The 18,810-nt window shown below is 53.1% G+C and carries 18 protein-coding genes and 1 riboswitch; of the genes, 16 read left to right on the forward strand and 2 right to left on the reverse strand.

Going from position 1 to position 18,810, the window contains the following annotated elements; all coding sequences use genetic code 11:
* Positions 1-351: 351 nt before the first annotated feature.
* A complete protein-coding gene (locus H7F31_RS04820; protein ID WP_187103250.1) occupies positions 352-894 on the forward strand; it encodes an AAA family ATPase in 543 nt (180 codons plus the stop codon).
* A 390-nt stretch (positions 895-1,284) separates the two neighbouring features.
* Complete coding sequence (locus tag H7F31_RS04825; RefSeq protein ID WP_187103251.1) at positions 1,285-1,800, forward strand: GyrI-like domain-containing protein; 516 nt, start codon at positions 1,285-1,287, stop codon at positions 1,798-1,800.
* A 228-nt stretch (positions 1,801-2,028) separates the two neighbouring features.
* Here H7F31_RS04825 and H7F31_RS04830 read toward each other — a convergent pair whose 3' ends face one another.
* Together H7F31_RS04830 and H7F31_RS04835 are read right to left on the reverse strand one after the other, a co-directional pair.
* Positions 2,029-2,469 (reverse strand): carboxymuconolactone decarboxylase family protein, encoded by a 441-nt coding sequence (locus H7F31_RS04830; RefSeq protein WP_187103252.1) that lies wholly within the window; start codon positions 2,467-2,469, stop codon positions 2,029-2,031.
* 53 nt (positions 2,470-2,522) lie between these two features.
* A complete protein-coding gene (locus tag H7F31_RS04835) occupies positions 2,523-3,485 on the reverse strand; it encodes a sigma-70 family RNA polymerase sigma factor (protein WP_187105212.1) in 963 nt (320 codons plus the stop codon).
* 276 nt (positions 3,486-3,761) lie between these two features.
* Here H7F31_RS04835 and spoIIR point away from each other — a divergent pair, with 276 nt between their 5' ends.
* From spoIIR to H7F31_RS04900, 14 genes are all read left to right on the forward strand, one after another.
* Complete coding sequence (spoIIR, locus tag H7F31_RS04840) at positions 3,762-4,415, forward strand: stage II sporulation protein R (RefSeq protein WP_261800305.1); 654 nt, start codon at positions 3,762-3,764, stop codon at positions 4,413-4,415.
* On the forward strand, positions 4,367-4,546 hold the full coding sequence (locus tag H7F31_RS34550; protein WP_397373879.1) for a hypothetical protein: 180 nt from the start codon (positions 4,367-4,369) through the stop codon (positions 4,544-4,546). The genes spoIIR and H7F31_RS34550 overlap by 49 nt, the downstream gene beginning before the upstream one ends.
* A gap of 207 nt (positions 4,547-4,753) precedes the next feature.
* Complete coding sequence (locus tag H7F31_RS04845) at positions 4,754-4,933, forward strand: hypothetical protein (protein ID WP_187103254.1); 180 nt, start codon at positions 4,754-4,756, stop codon at positions 4,931-4,933.
* Positions 4,934-5,632: 699 nt separating this feature from the next.
* The gene (locus H7F31_RS04850) at positions 5,633-6,778 is read left to right on the forward strand and encodes an L-threonylcarbamoyladenylate synthase (RefSeq protein ID WP_187105213.1); all 1,146 of its coding nucleotides are present in this window, start codon (positions 5,633-5,635) and stop codon (positions 6,776-6,778) included.
* 37 nt (positions 6,779-6,815) lie between these two features.
* Positions 6,816-7,403 (forward strand): manganese efflux pump MntP, encoded by a 588-nt coding sequence (locus tag H7F31_RS04855; RefSeq protein WP_397373881.1) that lies wholly within the window; start codon positions 6,816-6,818, stop codon positions 7,401-7,403.
* A 52-nt stretch (positions 7,404-7,455) separates the two neighbouring features.
* Entirely contained in the window at positions 7,456-8,046 is a 591-nt protein-coding gene (locus tag H7F31_RS04860; protein WP_187103256.1) for a low molecular weight protein arginine phosphatase, read from the forward strand.
* Positions 8,047-8,118: 72 nt separating this feature from the next.
* Positions 8,119-8,199: riboswitch (ZMP/ZTP riboswitch) on the forward strand.
* Positions 8,200-8,454: 255 nt separating this feature from the next.
* Positions 8,455-8,913 (forward strand): ribose 5-phosphate isomerase B, encoded by a 459-nt coding sequence (gene rpiB / locus H7F31_RS04865; RefSeq protein WP_187103257.1) that lies wholly within the window; start codon positions 8,455-8,457, stop codon positions 8,911-8,913.
* Positions 8,914-9,172: 259 nt separating this feature from the next.
* Positions 9,173-9,781, forward strand: coding sequence for a TIGR01440 family protein (locus tag H7F31_RS04870; protein WP_187103258.1), 609 nt, complete (start codon positions 9,173-9,175; stop codon positions 9,779-9,781).
* 39 nt (positions 9,782-9,820) lie between these two features.
* The gene (glyA, locus tag H7F31_RS04875) at positions 9,821-11,068 is read left to right on the forward strand and encodes a serine hydroxymethyltransferase (RefSeq protein ID WP_187103259.1); all 1,248 of its coding nucleotides are present in this window, start codon (positions 9,821-9,823) and stop codon (positions 11,066-11,068) included.
* Between the two features lie 1,381 nt (positions 11,069-12,449).
* Positions 12,450-14,132: a peptide ABC transporter substrate-binding protein gene (locus tag H7F31_RS04880; protein WP_187103260.1), complete on the forward strand. Its 1,683-nt coding sequence runs from the start codon at positions 12,450-12,452 to the stop codon at positions 14,130-14,132.
* A 133-nt stretch (positions 14,133-14,265) separates the two neighbouring features.
* Positions 14,266-15,198 carry an ABC transporter permease gene (locus H7F31_RS04885; protein WP_187103261.1) on the forward strand — a complete coding sequence of 311 codons (933 nt, stop codon included), beginning with the start codon at positions 14,266-14,268 and terminating at the stop codon, positions 15,196-15,198.
* A 3-nt stretch (positions 15,199-15,201) separates the two neighbouring features.
* Positions 15,202-16,158 (forward strand): ABC transporter permease, encoded by a 957-nt coding sequence (locus tag H7F31_RS04890; RefSeq protein WP_087569913.1) that lies wholly within the window; start codon positions 15,202-15,204, stop codon positions 16,156-16,158.
* Positions 16,159-16,192: 34 nt separating this feature from the next.
* On the forward strand, positions 16,193-17,194 hold the full coding sequence (locus H7F31_RS04895) for an ABC transporter ATP-binding protein (protein WP_187103262.1): 1,002 nt from the start codon (positions 16,193-16,195) through the stop codon (positions 17,192-17,194).
* Entirely contained in the window at positions 17,191-18,153 is a 963-nt protein-coding gene (locus H7F31_RS04900) for an ABC transporter ATP-binding protein (RefSeq protein ID WP_187103263.1), read from the forward strand. The genes H7F31_RS04895 and H7F31_RS04900 overlap by 4 nt, the downstream gene beginning before the upstream one ends.
* Positions 18,154-18,810 lie beyond the last annotated feature (657 nt).

The raw sequence follows: 18,810 nt of genomic DNA on the forward strand, positions 1-18,810 counted from the left end.
GGATAGTGAAAAAAGCATCCACAAAACGTGTGAAGCGGCAGAAGCCACTAATGCTCTGATAGCCAATTTGCTCGTCCTGAACAGAGGGGATACCCATCAAAGGTGATCATTGTTTGGTTAATTCTGTATCCAACCTCCTGAGTAGTAGGGATATTGATCCAAACATGTTAAGCGCGAGATTGTCGGCGGAACGCAACGGGGCTTTATGGCGGATTATCCTCTATATTTGGAGGAGTAGGCACGCTGAACCATACCATAGATGAGGGCAAGTTTTTTTATAGGAGTGTTTGCCCTTTCAACTTGATCCAACGAATGAGATTATATTCAAAAAGTACAAGGTAGGGGAATCAAATGCTTATAAATGAACCGGCAATTATATTGATTACTGGGATTATGGCTAGTGGCAAATCGACAGTCGCGCAATTGCTTGCCCAACGATTTGATAAATCGGTTCACCTCAGAGGAGATATTTATCGGAAAATGATCGTGAATAACCGAAAGGAAGTATCCCCTAAGGGCAATGACGACGAACTTGAGCAACTGCGGCTTCGGTATCGGCTCGCTGCCAACGCTGCTGACACCTATTTTAAGGAAGGTTTTACTGTCGTTGTACAGGATGTTGTTGTTGGCCGCATGTTGAACGATTTTGTTTCGTTTATTCAAAATCGCCCCTTCTATGTGGCGGTGCTCTGTCCCAATACTGAGGTTGTGGCGGAGAGGGAGGCCATTCGCATTAAAAAAGGTTATGGAATATGGACCGTATCCGATCTAGACAAAGTCTTGCGACAGGAAACTCCCCGAATCGGCATGTGGTTAGATTCAACGGATTTAACCCCGGAAGAAACGGTAACAGAAATATTAAAACGAGCAGGGCATGAAGCGCTCATAACATAAACCAGAAGTGTCCCATCGAACAACCCCTTACGGGTTATTGGATGGGACACTTTGCATTGGTTATAGAGCGAGGCGGGTGATACGGGCCATTACAGACAGCGCGGTGAATCGTACCGCAAGCAACGGCAAGTTTTTTCGGGAAATCCCGTTGCGGGCTTGGAAAGGCGCTTTGCCGGGCGTGGGTTTGGGATTGCCCGCTCTCGGCGGGTAAGACGACGCCAACAACCTTCTGCGAGCGTTTTGGGGTTAGAGAATGATACGGCGGCATCTCTGGAGGGGGACTTTTTGATGGTTTTATGATAAAGGATTTTTGTGGAAAAAATTGAATAAGGATAACAGGATCTCGACAGCGTGGTAAATCATGAATCATATGGAAGAGGAGAGGGTACCTTGCAGGAAACGATAGCGATTGATTTGGTGGAAGTGGCGCCTTTCAAGGCATTGGCCGTAAGAACGGGAATGACGCCCGACAAGAGCGGGACGCGGCTGGCTTGGAGCAAGCTTACAGCGCAGGTCCCGCTTGACGATGCTCGACTTGCGGATGGGCCGTCAGCATATGTGTTCATTCCACAGGACCAATGGAGCAAGAACGTCGATACGCTTTGGGTCGGACTTGCGGTTCGCGAGTTTGGGGATGTACCGGATGGCATCGAGTCATTGGAGGTAAGCGGAGGGCTTTGTGTGAGCGCTCATGTCGACGGGGATGAGGCTCATATGTGGCGAGTATATGAGACTATATTTGCATGGCTCGAGCAGTCGCCTGATTATGAAATGGATCGGCGCGAAGGCGTACTCGGGATGGAGACGGTTCCGTTTGAACCGTTAAATGCTCTCACAATCCCTTATTCTGAAATCGAAACATTTAACTTTACAATGTTGTACCCGGTTCGCAAGAAGTCGTCATAGAGTTATTGCCCGTATCGCCTGCCTCGTTCCATAACCAAAGCAAAGTGTCCCATCCAATAACCCGTAAGGGGTTGTTCGATGGGACGCTTCAGGTTTATGGGGCGAATGATGTCAGACCAGGATTCGCAAGCCTCGCTTATCGTCGACCTGAATATCGGGGATAGCGGGCAAAGTATCTTGGTATCTTGATCAAACAGCAACCTAAGTGCCGATCGCCACGCTTTCCGGTTACGCCGGAGGCATCATGCCTGTCGTAATGGCGATGCGGTTCCAGGCGTTGATCGTAACGATCGCCATGAGCAGCTCGCTAAGCTGCTTTTGGTCGAAGTGTTCCGCAGCCTCCGCGTAGACGTCGTCCGGTACATGGTTGCCGGCTACCAAGGTGACGGCTTCCGTCAGCGCCAGCGCCGCGCGCTCGGCAGGCGTGAAGTAAGACGTCTCGCGCCATGCGTTAAGCGTATAGATCCGAATTTCCGTTTCGCCGTTGCGGCGGGCGTCGGTTGCGTGCATATGGAGACAGAAGGCGCAGCCGTTGATTTGCGAAGCGCGAATTTTGACGAGTTCCTTCAGCGTCTTATCCAGACTGGAGCCGGCCAAAAACTTTTCAAGACCGGTCATCGCTGCATAAGCCGCCGGGTTAACCTCGTTTAATACCATTCTTTGTTCCATGCCAATCACTCCTTAGATGGTGTGGCCGACCTGCTTGCATCGGCTTCTGCTATCTAAGACAAGGCAGCATTCCCGTTTGTGACAAAAGACAGCTTATCCGGATTCATAATCATAAAAATCTTCGAAATCCTGCTCTCCCCGTCCCAGCCGAATACCATGACTTTGACCGGAATCCCCTCTCGAATAAGGACGACGCCCGGCTGTCCGCTGACATCCACCGGCAACAGTTCCCCCTCGAGCGCTTGCTTGCGGGCAATGCCCAGAAAGAAGGAAGCGACGCGTTCGGCGCCCTCGATAGGATTGATGGCCGCCCGGACTTTGCCCCCGCCGTCGGACACCAGCATGGCGTCATGCGCAAGCATGTTTACAAGCGTGGACGAATTGCCCGTTTCGGCCGCCTGGATAAACGCTTTGGCGAACGCCCAGGCCTGCTCCTCACGAACGTTAAGGTCTCCCCGCGCGGATTGTTCGTCGCTGTCGGCCTTTGCTCCCTGGAGCTTTTCTTTTGCCCGGCTAAAAATTTTGCGGCAGTTGGCCGCGGACTTCTGCACGATGCTTGCGATCTCGTCGTAATCGAAGTCCAGCGTCTCGCGCAGCAGGAAGACGGCGCGCTCGACCGCGGACAGCCGCTCCAGCATGACGAGCATGACATAGGTAATGCTCTCTTGCCGCTCGATATAGTCGGCGGGATTGCCGCCGCTGACGGAATCCCTTTGTCCAAGCAGGGCAGGAGCGCCCGAACCGCCGGCAAATCGTACAGCGGGCTCAGGGAGCCATTGCCCGACATACAATTCGCGGCGCTTGCGCGCCGATTGCTTGAGATTCAGGCACCGATTGGTCACCATTTTGACCAAATAAGCCTTCTCGTGTTCTATTTCGCCGCGGCTTGTCGAGAGCGAGTAATCGGCAAGCGCATCCTGCACGATGTCCTCCGCCTCGCCGAGCGATCCCAGCATCCGGTACGCCAGCGTTATCAGCAACGGACGGTACGAAAGGGCTGTCGTCGTATCCAACATCACATACTCAACTCCTTGCGTCAATTGGAATTACATCATTCAAACTGCCCAAGCCCTTTGACGAAGCAGGCAAGTCTATCATTTTTTCGGAATAATAGGTTTATAGAGGGGCAGGTCCGGACATAATGACGGATAGAGACGTTCCGGAACGCAAGCAGACGCACCGGCGGGTGCGCGAGAGGAGCTTGTGTGATGTCCCACTATTATTCTTCATCCTTCCATTATTCCGCTAAACCTTATCGTTTTCCATACCACAAATCGTACGGATTCATTCTTATGGCAATTATTGTGCTCATTATGAGCTGGGAATCTCAAAAAATGGACGCTGCTCTCGCTACCGGCGACATTCCGACGGAAGCCATCCGTCTTCGCATATTAGCTAATTCCGACAGCGCCGCCGATCAGATGGTCAAGCGCATCGTGCGCGATGAGATCGTCAAAGCGATGAACGGCTGGGCAACAGGCCCGCAAAATATCGAAGAAGCGCGCCGCACGATCCAGTCTAAGCTTCCCGAGCTGGAAACGATCGTAGCAAGCGTTCTTAAGAGCAGAGGCTTCGAATACGATTCTTCGGCCGAGCTCGGACTGGTCGAGTTCCCTACGAAAATGTATGGCAACAAAGTATATCCTGCCGGACAATACGAAGCGCTGCTCGTTACGATCGGCGAAGGGAAAGGTCAAAACTGGTGGTGCGTGCTGTTCCCGCCGCTCTGCTTCGTGGATGCGGCAACAGGCGAAGCGTCCGCGGCAGCTGAGGTTGACGCGGACGTTACGGCGGAGGCGAACGCGGAAGCCGCGACGAACGTAAAAGCGGCGTCGGCCACAGATGCCGGTGAAGTCGGGTCCGATACTCCGAAAGCGCCGAAAGCAAAGTTTTTCTTGTGGGAAATGATACAGAAGTTCATCGACTGGATCAAGTCCTTGTTCTAGGGAAGAACAGCCAATCAAAAGTCCAAACGCCTACCGTGCTTGTGCCGTATTATGCCTGGGAAAACAGAGAAGCGGGATATATGCAGGTGTGGCTGCGTACGGCGGAGGATCGCAGACTGTACTCCGTATAAGGGGGAGCGGTCGGCGAGGCTGAAGCAAGGCGTTCGCAACTGCATGTCTCCTTCGGCGAATCTTTTAAAGGTTGTCAAAAGTCCGCTTTTAATTACACAGTATGCAACGAAACTTACTCGACATCCAATATTTCCAACTACTCGAGCGCGTAGGTAAATCCGCAGCAAGACGCCGCCGTCGCCACCAGCGCTGAGCATCATGGCGGCGTGTTGCAAATTCCCGTTACGGACGAGTGGCGCAGCATCGTCTACCATCGCCGACCACTATCAGAAACCGACCCGAATCGCCGGGTCGTCTGCATCGACCGGATGACGTTCGCGGCGGAGGGGGCGATCGAGCCGCTTCGGATCACATTCGATGGCGTTGCTGCTCGTAACCTGGGATAAGGTAATAGACGGGCGGTTCGATAATAAAAGCGCAAGTTCGTGGGATCCGTTTCCCTGGAACTTGTGCTTTTTCGCCGTACAGGAATCTTGCCAAAACTGATGTCCGGTTGGCGCTCTGGAGGTAAGCTCCGACAGTGGCTCCGCGACACTCTGTAGCCCGATTTTTTCGGGTTACAGCTCCAAAAGTAACTCCTCGTCGCCTTGTAACCCGATTTTTTCGGGTTATAGCTCCAAAAGTAGCTCCGCGTCGCCTTGTAACCCGATTTTTTCGGGTTACAGCTCCGAAAGTAGCTCCACTCGCCCTGTAACCCGATTTTTTCGGGTTATAGCTCCAAAAGTAACTCCGCAGCGCCTTGTAACCCGATTTTTTCGGGTTACAGCTCCGGAAGTAGCTCCGCGACTGGGCCGGGAGGAGACTAAATGCCGCTCCGATAAGCGAATAAGGTCGTGTGTCTGTTACAGTAAACATACATATTCATATTGGAGAATAACGTCTTACCCGTCCTTTAGGAGGAAGGAGCGGATTTTTGAACTCGCACTTATTCTGCGTGTCAGTCTAATCCTTTTCTTGTGCTATAATAACGGTGCAACGGTTATTTTAAATATAGCAAGGATTGAATCATACAGATGATCGAGACTATAGTTTGGCAATCAGGCCCTTCGAGCTATGCGACTGGCGGCAACGCACCGGGCAGCGTGATGGGCGGCGATGCGCTCAGAGGGAAAGCGCAGGCAACGGGGGAGCTCTCTGTGGCAACTGGGAAACCCTCCAAGGCAACAGAGGAGCTCTCTGTGGCAACTGGGGGACCCTCCAGGGCAGCGGACGAGCTTTCCATGGCGGCGGACAAGCTGCGTTCTGGCGGGCTGGTGGCCTTTCCCACCGAGACGGTATACGGCCTCGGCGCGGATGCGAGGAGCGACGAAGCTGTCGCAGGCATCTTCGAGGCGAAGGGGCGTCCTTCCGACAACCCGCTGATCGTGCATATCGCGCGCCGGGAGCAGCTCGACGAGCTGACGGTGTCCGTCTCTTCGCTGGAGAAGGCACTTATGACGGCCTTTTGGCCGGGGCCGCTCACGCTCGTGCTGCCCGCCCAAAAAGGAGCGCTGTCGCCGCTGGTGACTGCGGGGCTGTCCACCGTCGCCGTCCGGATGCCGGATCATCCCGTCGCGCTGGAGCTGTTGCGGCAGGCCGACTGCCCCGTCGCGGCGCCGAGCGCCAATCGGTCGGGCCGTCCCAGCCCGACGACGGCCGCGCATGTGCTGGAGGATCTCGGAGGCCGCATACACGGCATCGTGGACGGCGGAGCGACCGGCGTTGGGCTGGAGTCTACGGTCGTGCAGCTGGAAGACAACGGCCTTGTCCGCATCCTGCGACCGGGAGGCATAACGTCGGAGCAGCTTCAGGCTGCGCTGCCGGAGGCCGTCGTCGTAACCGACGACGAGCTGCATGGGGAGTCTGCCCCGCGTTCTCCGGGCATGAAGTACACGCATTATGCGCCGCGCGGCGAGCTGACGCTGGTGAGCGGCGACGACCGCGACATCGTGGCAGCCGCCATCCAGCATGCCGTGGAGGACTGCGCGTCCGTCGGCATCGCGACCGGCGTGTTGGCATTCGACGAAAGGGCGGCGCAGTACAAGGCGGATCTCGTCGTCGGCATGGGCAGCGAGGCGTTGCCCCAGGAGGCGGCCAAGCGCCTGTACGCCGCGCTGCGCGAGTTCGATGCCGCGGGCATTCAGCGGATCTGGGCAGAAACGCCAGAACCGGACGGGATCGGCGCTGCGCTTCTCAATCGGATGGTCAAGGCGGCAGGCGGCCGCATCCTAATCGCAAATCCCAGGAATTAGTATGAACGACCTCTTGTCCGCATATGTTGGTTAGAGAATGCGCGGTGGACAAGGGGAGATTGGATTGGGAGATGCGAATCTATTTGCCGGGCAAGTGCTGACGCTGTTGTGCATAGCGGCGGCGCTAGGCTTTGACGCTTTTTCGCTTGGCCTGGGCATCGGGCTTAAGGGAATCAGGGTACGGGATATTCTGAGGTTGGGCTTCGTGATCGGACTGTTCCACGTCTTGATGCCGATCGGAGGCTTAATGACGGGACAACTTGTCAGCGATATGTTGGGGCAAGTTGCATCGACTGCCGCTGGCGTGCTGCTCATTCTTCTCGGTTGCCATATGATGTACAGCTCGTTCAAGGGCGAAGAGGTGCGGTCTTTCGATCACCGCACGGCCTGGGGGCTGCTGGTGCTTGCGTTCAGCGTCAGCATCGACGCCTTCTCGGTGGGTATTACGCTGGGCATGTTCTCGGCGGATCTGTGGCTGACCATTACTCTGTTCGGATTAATCGGCGCGTTAATGTCTATGATGGGCTTGTTGCTGGGCAGGAAAGTCGGCGGCAATCTGGGCGAATACGGCGAGGCATTTGGAGGCGCGATCCTGCTCGTATTCGGCGTATTATTTGTCCTTTAACGCAGAAGGGCGCTGAGCCCATACTAATCGAATGAGAAAGGGGAACACAAGGATGAAACGAATCTTGTTCGTCTGTACCGGCAACACATGCCGCTCTCCGATGGCCGAGGCGCTGCTAAGAGAGCAAGCGGCCAGGAGGGGCATAACGGTAGCCGTCCGATCCGCCGGCGTGTCCACCGTCGACGGTCTTCCGATCTCCTCTCATGCACTCGAGGCGCTCCGCAGAAAGGATATCGCGCATAACGGTTCCTCCCGTGCTTTGACGGCTGAGGCCGTTGCTTGGGCGGATCTCATTTTGACGATGACCACGGGGCATAAGCGAAGCTTGCTTCATGTCCATCCGGATGCGGTGGACAAGACGTATACGCTCAAGGAGTTCGCGGGGGCGGATGCCGCCGTGCTGAAAAATATCGAGGAGCTCGAAAGCCTGTATTCCGACATGCAAATGAAGGGCGCGATTGGACAGCAGTTAACGAGCGAGGAGCGCAGGCGGATGCTGGAGCTGGAGCGAAGCATTCCCAGCTTTGATATCGCCGATCCCTTTGGAGGCGCGTTATCCACCTACGAGAGCTGCTCCGGAGAGATCGAGGATGCGGTCCGCAAGCTGCTCGACAAGCTGTCGGGTCGGAGTCTGATCAAGTGAAAACGGGCGTTTTTCCTCCGAATTCCGGATTGCTTTATATTACGCCATGAGATATGATGAATATACAAACACGGTTTCCGATGTAACTGGCGACGGAAGTGGGTAACCACGGTGGAGCATCGGAATATACGGCCGGTCGCCTGGGCAAAGAGCGTCATGCTGCAAAGCATGTCTGCTCTTTTTTTCGTTTTTTTCAAGATGCAAGAATGCATAAGCTGTCGCTTAGCCGCTTTGCCTTGCCTGTACGGTTATCGGATGTCGTTCGCGGTCGGCTGTTGTCGAATTCTTAACATAAAGCAGGACAACTCCGATAGAGCTTTTCCCGCCGTAGAGGTATACTAACAGCATGAGGGGATTTGCCTAGTGCAAGGAACCGGGCAAGGAAATTCTGGAGAAGAGGTGTTGGCATTGAAGATTGCGATTGGAGCCGACCATGCGGGCTACCGCTTGAAGGATGTAATCGTTCCGTTATTGGAGTCGCTTGGACACGAGATTGAGGATGTCGGCTGCGACTGCAGCCAGTCCGTGGATTATCCGGATTATGCTATGCCGGTCTGCGAATCGGTTGTCTCGGGCAAAGCCGAGCGTGGCATTTTAATCTGCGGCACGGGCATTGGCATGTCGATTGCCGCGAACAAGGTTCCGGGTATTCGCTGCGCGCTTGTGCATGATTTGTTCTCCGCGCAAGCGACGCGCGAGCATAACGATACAAACGTGCTTGCCATGGGCGAACGCATTATCGGACCGGGCGTAGCCGAAGAGATCGTCAAGGTGTGGCTGTCGACTCCGTTCTCCAACGGCGAGCGTCATGTAGGCCGCGTCAACAAAGTGATGGAGATCGAGAAAAAGTTCAACTCGCGTTCCTAATAGTGCGAGTTCAAAAAGTTCGATTTTCAGTACCGAGAAGATTGAAGGCAACTAGAAACTGAGGAGCGGAGCGTAGCAGAGCTACGTGAGCACCTGCAATGTTTCCGGAGGAAACATACTTCGAAAGCATACGCTTAGGTTCGGTTGAGTTTAATATTCGATGTCGAGTAAGCTTCTCGGTATACTTCGTAATGGGAATCGGACTTTTTGAACAACCTCTTAATAGCGCGGGCGATTCCTTAGTAGGAGGCGTTGAACGATGACGACGGAGAAGCGAATCCCCGATCCATCCCTCTGGTCCGCCGATGTCGAGCGCATCGTCCGGGAGCTGGCCGAAGCCGGCCGCCTGCGCGCCCACGAGCTGCTCGTAATCGGCGCCAGTACCAGCGAAGTAATCGGCGAGCGAATCGGCACGGCAGGCGCGCTTGAGGCCGCTGCCGCCATATATGCGGGCGTGGAGGCAGCACGCAAAGATCTTGCATTCATTCCCGCCTATCAATGCTGCGAGCATCTAAACCGGGCGCTTGTTCTGGAAGAAGAAGCGGCTCGGCGATACGGTCTTGAGCTTGTGCATGCCGTACCTATTCCCAAAGCTGGAGGGTCGATGGCGGCTTATGCCTACGGCAAGCTTTCGAATCCCTGTCTCGTGGAGTCGATTCAGGCTCATGCGGGTATAGACATCGGGGATACGTTTATTGGGATGCATTTAAAGAGGGTTGCGGTACCCGTACGTCCTTCTATCCGTTCCATCGGGAATGGACATGTGACGATGGCCATAACCAGACCGAAGCTTATAGGCGGCGCTCGCGCCGTATATGAGCCGCAGAACGTCTTAACCGCCGAACAATCGGCGGATCACTGCGAGTAATGAACCACACTATATTCTATTTCAGGAGGAATCATCATTATGGAACATCTACGTAATCAAGATCCAGAGGTATTGAAGGCACTTGGCCTTGAGCTGCAACGCCAACGCGACAACATCGAGCTGATCGCGTCCGAAAACATCGTAAGCGAAGCTGTCCTTGAAGCTATGGGCTCCGTATTGACGAACAAGTATGCGGAAGGCTACCCGGGCAAACGTTACTATGGCGGCTGCGAGCATGTCGATATCGTCGAGGATCTGGCCCGCGATCGCGCCAAGGAGCTGTTCGGCGCCGAGCACGTAAACGTACAGCCGCATTCCGGCGCACAAGCGAACATGGCTGTGTACCTGGCTGCTCTTAAGCCTGGCGACACCGTACTCGGTATGAACCTGGCTCATGGCGGTCACTTGACGCACGGCAGCCCGGTTAACGCATCCGGCTTGCTGTATAACTTCGTGGCTTACGGCGTACAAGAGGATTCCTTCACCATCGATTACGAAGAAGTTCGCAAGCTGGCGTTCAAACACCGTCCTCGCATGCTCGTGGCGGGCGCGAGCGCTTATCCGCGCATCATCGACTTCGAGAAGCTGGGCCAAATCGCGAACGAAGTCGGCGCGCTCTTCATGGTCGACATGGCGCATATCGCTGGTCTGGTTGCAGCCGGTCTTCACCCAAGCCCGGTGCCGCATGCCCATTTCGTTACGACAACAACGCATAAGACGCTTCGCGGACCTCGCGGCGGCATGATCATGTGTCGCAAGTCCTGGGCGGCAGCCATCGACAAGGCCGTATTCCCAGGCTCCCAAGGCGGCCCTCTAATGCATATCATCGCAGCGAAAGCAGTTGCGCTGGGAGAGGCTTTGCAGCCATCCTTCAAGGAATACGCCCAGAACGTCGTGAACAACGCGAAGGTGCTCTCCGAGGAGCTTCTGTCCAAGGGCATCAACATCGTATCCGGCGGCACGGACAACCATCTGATGCTGATCGATACGCGCAGCCTAAACATTACGGGCAAAGCTGCCGAGCATGTACTCGACGAAGTAGGCATTACCGTCAACAAAAACGCGATTCCATTCGACCCGACGAGCCCGTTCGTCACGAGCGGCATCCGTGTGGGCACGCCTGCGGCTACGGCTCGCGGCATGAACGAAGATGCGATGAAGGTCATCGCGGAAGTTATCGCGCTGGTGCTCAAAAATCCGGAAGACGGCGCAACATTGGATAAGGCTCGCGGTATGGTGCGCGATTTGACGGCTCAATTCCCGCTCTACCCAAGCATCAACTACTAGGTCGTGTCTGAAAACCCGCTCTGGGGCATCTTTCACCGCCTTTCCGCCCCCTGCTTCGTCACTTTTGCTTGACGTACCCCCGGTACGGCTTCACAAAAGTTCCTTGCATGAAACGAAAATTCGGCAAAATCTGCTCCCCTCGGAGTATTCGGACACGCCCTAATTAAAAACTTTGCATGAAAAAAGCACCGTTGTGGCAAAATGCTACAACGGTGCTTTTTTGTCGTTTGAGGAAATGATGCAACCATTTCGAATGTGGATAACAAACGGAGTTAGGCCAAATTCTAACGGATAGTATGAGGTTGCCTATTCATTGTGCAAAGGTGAAATTGCGGGCAAGTGTCCGGTAAAAAATGAACGGGAGCAACTGTAACGGAAATGAAAGACGTTATTTCGGCAAAAAGCGGTCCCTTTGCAAATCTAATGGAACTGACAGCCCTTATGATGGGCAAAAGTCCGCGATTTGCCTGGATTTCTCACGAATAACGTCGCAGAGTTCCGTTAGATTTTGATATCAGGCCAAACGATCCCTATAAGGGCCCTCATTTCCGTTGATAGGTTGCCGGCGATTGATTGCAGCTTCATTGCCAGTTTTGCACACAATGATCGACGGCCTTCGGTATCGCCGTTATATGGTAGAAAAAAAGCAAAAGCTGCTCGGATGGTTCAAATAGGGGCGTGTGTGTCTATTAGATTTAAGAAACATCATCAAATCGAAAAACGGCGATGGCTCCTGACCGATGATAAGACAACCGTTTTACCTAGAGGCCCTTAGAAGGCTATATTATGAAGTCAAACTGTTCCAAATGGTCGAATAGCGGCACTGAGTTTAGTTAGGTTAATTACATTAATTTAATATGTAAAAATATAACTATAATGTAATCTTGGTTTCAATAAAATCTATGGTGGATTTTGTTCTAAAACGCCTTGAAATGAAGAAAAGATACGAAAATAAGAATCGTGATGAAGTTAAAAACCGGAACCAATAAATAATCATCCCCCGATAAAGTGGAAGTGGATGCAACATTGTACAAGCGTATAGACGCGTTAAAATATCAATACATAGGCGCATTATCGCCTGAATGCTCTAATGCATATACGTATTAGTGCAAATTCGCGTCAACGCGTTAAAGGTATGGAAACATGGCGATTTGTCAGGCGGCTCATAATGTTTCCGATCTAGGGACATAGTAAAAAAGCGGCTGGAAAGTTTTTCGAAGAAGTTGTCGGTTGACAATTATTAATTTTTGGTTGTATATTGTTTAACGTCGAATAAATAATAATTCATGTGAGAAATGATGACATTTTCAATGAAATTCAGTTTTCAAGTCACATTAACACGGCTGTAAAAAATTATATATAAAATTAGGAGTTGATGTATGTGAAAGGGAGTTTCAAAAAGCCGGCACAGTTCATGCTAGTTTTGATCGTCGCATTCAGCATGCTTTTGACTGCATGTACAAGCAACAACAACAAAGCGGCTAATCCGGGCAACAATGACGGCAACAACACCGGATCGGAAACGCCAGCTGCTCCGCAAGAATTCCGCTTCACTCTTGCAAGCGAACCGCCAAGCTTGGATCCTGCTCTGATGACGGACGCCCAGTCCAGCATTGTGGCTGCAGGTTTGTATGAGGGCCTTACTCGTCTGAACACAAAGGGCGAGCCTGAAAATGCAATCGCTAAAGAACTGACTGCTTCAGAAGATGGCAAGACGTACACGATTAAACTCCGTGACGACGTTAAATGGAGCAACGGCGACCCTGTAACAGCAAACGACTTCGAATATGCTTGGAAACGCAGCTTGAACCCTGAGACGGCGTCCGAGTATGCATATATGTTGTTCTACCTTGAGAACGGCGAGAAATACAACGCCGGCGAAGCTACCGCTGACGACGTAGGCGTTAAAGCGCTGGACGAATACACGTTGGAAGTGAAGCTCTATACTCCTGCACCTTACTTCCCGAGCTTGCTTGCTCACTACACATACCTGCCCGTGCATCCAGCAACTGTCGATGCTGCCGCGGACTGGGCTGCAGAAGCCAAGACGATCGTATCCAATGGACCGTTCCTTCTGAAGCAATGGGCGCATGCGGACAAGCTGGTTCTTGAGAAGAATCCCGATTACTACAACAAAGACGCGATCAACTTCGACAAAGTAACCATCTCTCTTGTCGAGGACGAGAACACCGTATACCAATTGTTCGAAACAAACAAAATCGACTGGATCGGCGCTCAAGCGGGTTCCGTGCCTACCGACCTGACGAAACAGCTGATCGAAGAGAAAAAAGCGGAAGTGACTTCCGTAGCTTCGACTTACTACTACCTGTTCAACACGGAGAAAGCTCCTTTCTCCAACGTGAAAATACGCAAGGCATTTTCCATGGCTGTCGATCGTCAATCCCTGATCGATAACGTGGCCCAAGCGAACCAACAGCCGGCATTCGGTCTGGTGCCGCCAAGCATCACCGGCGCTGGAGGCAAGTTGTTCCGCGAGACGTATCCGGACACCTTCTTCACGGAGAACGTTGAAGAAGCGAAGAAGCTGCTTGCCGAAGGTTTGGCCGAAGAAGGCTTGAAGACTCTTCCGGAAGTAACATTGCTGTACAACACAAGCGAGGGCCATAAGAAGTTGGCTGAAGCGGTAGTTGACATGTGGCGCAAGTCGCTGGGCGTAGAAGTGAAACTGGCAAACCAGGAGTGGGGCACATTCCTTGAAACCCGTAAAGCCGGCCAATTCGACATCGCTCGCTCCGGCTGGGGCGCTGACATCAACCATCCGATCAACTTCACGTATGACCTGATTCATCCGAAATCCGGCAACAACGACGGTCGTTACAACAATCCGAAAGTGCAAGAGCTGCTTGATGGTTCCCTTGTAGCGGAAACGCCGGAGAAAACGATCGAAATGTTGGCCGAAGCCGAGAAGATCGCCATGCAGGACGACATGGCTGTATTGCCGGCTTACTACTACACAACTGTAACGATGGTTAAACCAGGCATCGAAAACGTAGTATCCGACTATGCGGGTCACATCGACTGGGTATTCGGCAGCAAGAAATAAGGTCACTTTACCCGTGGCTTTCTCAAATAAGAGTTTGAACAACCTCTAAGAGTAACGGTCAAAAGGGTATATATAGTCTCTATATATACCCTTTTGAAATGCAAATAAAGATTGTGAGAGAGTGGGTGATCGTATGCTCCGCTACATTTCCGGCAAGTTTTTATTTATGGTTCTCTCGTTGTTTATTTTGGTAACGGCAACGTTCATGCTGATGAACGCTATTCCGGGGAGTCCTTTGCAGTCCGAGAAGGCGACCAGCGAAGCCGTCCAGAAAAACTTGGAAGCGTATTACGGCCTCGACAAGCCGCTATATGTACAGTATGGGAAGTATCTCGCCAACCTTCTGCAAGGCGACATGGGGATATCCATGAAGAAGAAGTTCCAATCGGTTGACAAAATGATTGCACAATCGTTTGGGCCCTCATTAAGACTGGGTATTTCGGCGATCGTGACATCCGTAGTCGTCGGTTGTATTCTAGGCATTTTGGCAGCGATGTACCATCGCAAATTTATCGATAATCTGGCCATGATTATAGCTGTTATCGGCCTCGCAATACCAAGTATCGTGCTTGCTCCCGTCATGCAATATTTCCTTGCCACTAAGCTGGGCTGGTTTGAAGTCGCCGGTCTCAATGGACCGATGGATTACGTATTGCCTACGATCGCGCTGGCCTCCGGTCCGATCGCTTTTATCGCGCGTCTCCTCAGATCGACCATGATTGAAGTATTAAACGCAGATTTTATTAAAACCGCCAAATCCAAAGGGCTTGCCGGTTATGTCATTGTCGCAAAGCATGCGCTTCGGAATTCCATGCTCCCGGTCGTCACTTATTTGGGCGTTCTGACCGCCGGCATCATTACGGGCTCCGTTGTCGTAGAGAAAATTTTTGCGATTCCAGGCATCGGCAAACACTTTGTTACGAGTGTTATAGATCGCGATTATCCGCTTATTATGGGCATTACCATATTCTACGCCGTTATTTTGATGATTAGCCGTTTCTTGTCGGATATTGCATATGTACTGGTAGATCCGCGCATGCGAGCCGGCGGAAAGGTGGGGAAATAAACGATGTCTAACTTCAATCCGAAACCGCGCGGCAAGGAACGGTCGGACACGCTTACTCCCGACATGTTCGAGAAGCTGCGCCGCGAAGAGGTTCGCGTCGACGAAGTCGGCCGTGCAACCCTGACCGCCTGGCAGGATATCTGGAAGCGGCTTACGAGCAATAAGCTTGCGATGCTTGGCTTCTGGATTATCGCCGCCCTGGTGGTTTGCTGCCTTGTTGTTCCCTTAATTTGGCCATTCGACCATTACACGACAGAATTGACGAATACGAACCAGGCTCCGAACGGAACACATTGGTTCGGCACCGATGAACTAGGCCGCGATATGTTCGAGCGCGTTTGGAAGGGCGCTCAGATCTCCCTGTTTGTAGGCGTCGTCGCGGCGCTGATCGATTTGGTGCTCGGCGTTATATACGGCGGCATTATGGGATACTACGGCGGCAAAGTCGACGAGGTCATGAACCGTTTCGCCGAAATTTTGTACTCCATTCCCTACCTTCTGGTCGTTATCCTGCTTCTGGTCGTTATGGAGCCAAGCTTGACGACGATTATCGTCGCGATGTCGATTACGGGCTGGATCAACATGGCCTGGATCGTGCGCGGCCAAATCATGCAGCTCAAGAATCAAGAATACGCGCTTGCTTCCAAGTCCCTTGGCGCTGGCGCAATGCGTATTATTTTCCGTCACCTGGTGCCGAACGCGATGGGACCGATTCTCGTTACGCTGACCCTGACGATCCCGAGCGCGATCTTTACCGAAGCGTTCCTGAGCTTCCTGGGTCTGGGGGTTCAATCGCCGGCTGCGTCTTGGGGGACGATGATCGACGACGGCGTAGGCGGTATTTTCAACTATCCGTGGCGCTTGTTCTTCCCGGCCATCTTCCTCAGCGTAACCATCTTTGCCTTTAACGTCTTCGGGGACGGTCTGCGCGACGCATTCGATCCGAAGCTGAAAAAATAACAACACAGCACAACCGAGAGGAGGTCACCTGAAGATGAAGACCTTGCTGGAAGTGAAAAACTTAAGCGTATCGTTCGACGTATACGGCGGGGAAGTACAGGCCATTCGAGATATATCCTTCGATGTAAAGGAAGGCGAATCCGTCGCGATTGTAGGCGAATCCGGCTCGGGCAAGTCCGTAACCGCCCAATCCATCATGAGGCTGAATCCGTCTCCGCCAAGCCGCATCAAAAACGGCTCGGTGAAATTCGATGGTCAAGAGCTGCTCAACTTATCGGAGAAAGAGATGCAGACTGTGCGCGGCAACAAGATTGGCATGATCTTCCAGGATCCCATGACTTCGCTGAACCCGACTCTGACCGTCGGCGCGCAAATAACGGAAGGTCTGATCAAGCATCAGAACGTCAGCAAATCGCAGGCGACTGCGCGAGCGATCGAGATGCTGCATCTTGTCGGCATCCCGAATCCGGAGCAACGGATCAAGCAGTATCCGCATCAATTCTCCGGAGGCATGCGGCAACGCGTCATGATCGCCATCGCTTTGGCATGCAACCCCAAGCTATTGATCGCGGACGAGCCGACAACGGCGCTGGACGTGACGATTCAGGCGCAGATCATGAGCGTCATGAAGGATCTGCAACAGAAGATGGGCACTTCTATCATTCTTATTACGCATGATCTCGGCGTCGTGGCCGACGTCTGCGACCGCGTTATCGTCATGTACGCAGGTCGTATCGTTGAGACGGGCACGAAGTGGGAGATCTTCCAGAACCCGCAGCATCCTTATACAAGAGGTTTGCTGCGTTCTCTGCCCCGTCTGGACCAGAAGAAAGACGAGCCGCTTATCCCGATTCCGGGCACGCCGCCGGATCTCATCAAGCCGCCTGCGGGCTGCAGCTTCTGCGCGCGATGCGACGAAGCGATGAAGGTATGCGTGGACAACGATCCTAACTTGCATCCTATCAAAGGCAGCGAATCCCACGCGGCCGCTTGCTGGATGCTTCATGAATACGCGAACCGGGAGGTGCCGGTATGAACAAGAGCACCCCATTATTAGAGGTTAATGATCTTCGCAAATTTTTTAACCTCGGCAAAGGCAATATATTGAAGGCCGTCAACGAAATATCGTTTTCGATCGGCCGCGGCGAAACCGTGGGCGTCGTGGGCGAATCCGGATGCGGCAAGTCGACCGCCGGACGTACGATTCTGCGTCTGTACGAGCCGACCAGCGGAGGCGTGACGTTTGAGGGCAAGGATATCTATAAGCTGCGCGGCGCGGAACTAAAGGCGCTGCGACGCAATATGCAGATGATCTTTCAGGACCCGTACGCGTCCCTGAATCCGCGGATGACGGTAACCGACATCATCGGCGAGGCGCTCGATATTCACAAGCTTGCAGGCAGCAAGGCCGAGCGGAAGCGCAAGGTCGAGGGGCTGCTTGATCTCGTCAACCTGAATCCGGAGCATGCGACCCGTTATCCGCATGAATTTTCCGGCGGTCAACGCCAGCGTATCGGCATTGCGCGGGCCTTGGCCGTCGATCCGAAGTTCATCATCGCCGACGAGCCGATCTCCGCGCTCGACGTGTCGATCCAGGCGCAGGTGGTCAACCTGATGCAGGAATTGCAGCGCAAGATGGGGCTGACGTATCTGTTTATCGCCCATGACCTGTCCATGGTGAAACATATTTCCGACCGCGTCGCCGTGATGTACCTAGGCAAAATCGTGGAGCTTGCCGAGTCCGGCGAGTTGTACGACAACCCGCGCCATCCGTATACGAGAGCGTTGCTTTCCGCGATTCCGATTCCGGACCCGCAGGTCGAAGCGACTCGTGAGCGCATCGTGCTTAAGGGCGATCTGCCGAGTCCGATCAACCCGCCGAAGGGCTGCCAGTTCCATACGCGGTGCCCGCTCGCGACGGACAAGTGCAAGACGGACGAGCCGAAGCTGGCGGAAGTCAGCAAGGGTCACTTTGCGGCTTGCCATTACGCATGAGAAGTTTTATGTATGAAGCGAAGCCCAATGTTTGCGGACATCGGGCTTCGCTTTTTGTGCTTTAAAAGATAAAAATTTTAAGTTTTGGGGTTGAGCGAGAGTTCAGTCGTTGTCGCTACGGTGTGCGTACATGCGCGATAGCGAGGGACGGAACTCAGAGCCCTTATTTCATCGTATAGAGGTGAAAAGGCAGGGCTTACGGAACTCAGAGAGTTTATTGGTTGATGATAAAGGGGATGGAACGCGATTGGGTTGGAATAAAAACGCTCAGTTCCGTAAGGGTACCCGAAACCGTTGATTTGGCGATAATAACGTCGCTCAGTTCCGCACACACCTGAGTACGATAACGCCTGAGTCCGCACGCAGCTGAGTATGACAATGCCTGAGTTCCGAATACCGAATACACCGGAGTAATAACACGCCTGAGTCCCGCGCACAACTGTTTAGTTTGGTCAACAAGCACGTTTTGTTCACGCTTTGTCGCCATAACGGCTTTGCTTTGCAAAGCTGAAGGTCGCGCGTATCTCCAAGAGAATCATCGTATATCACATAAGGAAAATAGAGGGAAAAACTCCCTGTAATCCTGAAAAATCGGAGTGTCGGCTCCATTTAGAGGGAAAACCTCCCTTTATTTGGGGTGGTTCAACCCGAAAACAG

This window comes from Paenibacillus sp. PAMC21692, assembly GCF_014303795.1.
Lineage (GTDB): Bacteria > Bacillota > Bacilli > Paenibacillales > Paenibacillaceae > Pristimantibacillus > Pristimantibacillus agaridevorans.

Coding starts and splice junctions, on each gene's coding strand:
- H7F31_RS04820 (WP_187103250.1), top strand. CDS start 352: ATGCTTATAAATGAACCGGCAATTATATTGATTACTGGGATTATGGCT.
- H7F31_RS04830 (WP_187103252.1), bottom strand. CDS start 2,469: ATGGAACAAAGAATGGTATTAAACGAGGTTAACCCGGCGGCTTATGCA.
- H7F31_RS04835 (WP_187105212.1), bottom strand. CDS start 3,485: ATGTTGGATACGACGACAGCCCTTTCGTACCGTCCGTTGCTGATAACG.
- spoIIR (WP_261800305.1), top strand. CDS start 3,762: ATGGCAATTATTGTGCTCATTATGAGCTGGGAATCTCAAAAAATGGAC.
- H7F31_RS04850 (WP_187105213.1), top strand. CDS start 5,633: ATGGGCGGCGATGCGCTCAGAGGGAAAGCGCAGGCAACGGGGGAGCTC.
- H7F31_RS04855 (WP_397373881.1), top strand. CDS start 6,816: ATGCGCGGTGGACAAGGGGAGATTGGATTGGGAGATGCGAATCTATTT.
- H7F31_RS04860 (WP_187103256.1), top strand. CDS start 7,456: ATGAAACGAATCTTGTTCGTCTGTACCGGCAACACATGCCGCTCTCCG.
- H7F31_RS04870 (WP_187103258.1), top strand. CDS start 9,173: ATGACGACGGAGAAGCGAATCCCCGATCCATCCCTCTGGTCCGCCGAT.
- glyA (WP_187103259.1), top strand. CDS start 9,821: ATGGAACATCTACGTAATCAAGATCCAGAGGTATTGAAGGCACTTGGC.
- H7F31_RS04885 (WP_187103261.1), top strand. CDS start 14,266: ATGCTCCGCTACATTTCCGGCAAGTTTTTATTTATGGTTCTCTCGTTG.
- H7F31_RS04890 (WP_087569913.1), top strand. CDS start 15,202: ATGTCTAACTTCAATCCGAAACCGCGCGGCAAGGAACGGTCGGACACG.
- H7F31_RS04895 (WP_187103262.1), top strand. CDS start 16,193: ATGAAGACCTTGCTGGAAGTGAAAAACTTAAGCGTATCGTTCGACGTA.
- H7F31_RS04900 (WP_187103263.1), top strand. CDS start 17,191: ATGAACAAGAGCACCCCATTATTAGAGGTTAATGATCTTCGCAAATTT.